Annotated in this window: 1 protein-coding gene; it reads left to right on the top strand. The window is 45.7% G+C overall.

Annotated elements, in window-relative coordinates; all coding sequences use genetic code 11:
• On the top strand, positions 1-1,315 hold a 1,315-nt coding region (locus JCM12308_RS28160), incomplete at both ends, for an FG-GAP-like repeat-containing protein (RefSeq protein ID WP_174519232.1).

The following is a 1,315-nucleotide window of genomic DNA, read 5'->3' as shown; positions in this document are numbered from 1 at the left end:
ATCAAAACTGCCTTCATACCAGTTCACATACAAACATGATGTCTTCGATCAGAAGAAAATCTCAGCACCTCAGTTCCAAACCAATGAAAACTATTTGGCTGTCAGTGTCTCAGATTTCAGTGGAGATCGTAAGCAGGAAACCGCTTACTGGACATCTTCAAGAAATTTGAACGATGGTTACGTCAGTGGCGCAAGATGTTATGGCAGAAAGCCGGGAACTAGCCAGCAACTTAGCCTGCAATATTGCGATACTAAGCATCAAGGAAGCTTCTGGATCCACACCATTAGAGATGGCTTAAAAAAGCAACGAATGCCGCTGTTCATCTCATCTTACAAAAGGTGTTACACGTCTGGTAGCGGTGAACGCGATATATGTAAAACCTATAACACAACTCAACAAGGTCTGTATGATCGGACAGCACGCATTGCAGATTTTGACGGAGATGGTCAAGACGACGTAATTTCAGATGAGAAGCAAAAACTCTCTAGAGCAGTTGATCAAAGTTGGAGCAATATTAAAGGTAGTCATATAGTCGACTTTAATGGCGATGGCCGAGCAGACTTAGGTTCAACCGATGAAAGTAAAAAAATCTATGCTCGTCTTTCTAACGGCTCTTCTGGTTTCTTCAGAACCTTTTCCATACCCAAGAAAAATGGAACTTTATTTGGGGACTACAATGGGGATGGGTTAACTGATCTTCTCTATGTAAAAGGGGGACATGATCGGCAAATCTACTTTAGTACAGGCTTGAAGTTTATTGAAGGTCCGGTAATCCATTCATCCTCATTTGGAGATGTACAATCTAGCGCCAGTCTGGTTGCCGATGTGAACGGTGATGGGCGCGCTGACTATATAGGAAACCGCAAAAGCGACCATACTCGTTTGTTTTTGACACGTGGCGATACGCTCTTCCACTATTACACTGAGGGTCATCACGATTTAATCAGAAACTATCCGACCGCAATCATGGCTGATGCAGATGCTGATGGTTTTATTGATTTTATTACACACCGTAAGAAGTCGACGTTTGATTTTGACGGTCGTGCGACAAAGCTTGTCAGCGAGCGTCCGGATATGCTGGTTGGTGTGGTGTTGCCTTCAGGTGGGCAGCTCTCAGCCAGCTACACCACCTATGGCGGCGATGCCGAGGATGAGCGCTGGTTCCCACCTGTCCTGACCGTCCTGGCCGCCCTGACAGAAAAGCCCAACTCATCTCAAGCCTTCACCACACACTTTGCTTACTCAGGCGGGCGCTGGGACTTTGACAACCGACGCTTTGCTGGCTTTAAAAAGATCATAACCACGTTGCCAAAG

This window comes from Pseudovibrio denitrificans JCM 12308 (genome assembly GCF_001310815.1).
Lineage (GTDB): Bacteria > Pseudomonadota > Alphaproteobacteria > Rhizobiales > Stappiaceae > Pseudovibrio > Pseudovibrio denitrificans.
Note: the sequence above shows the minus strand (reverse complement) of the source record. Positions and strands in the feature narration are given on the sequence as shown.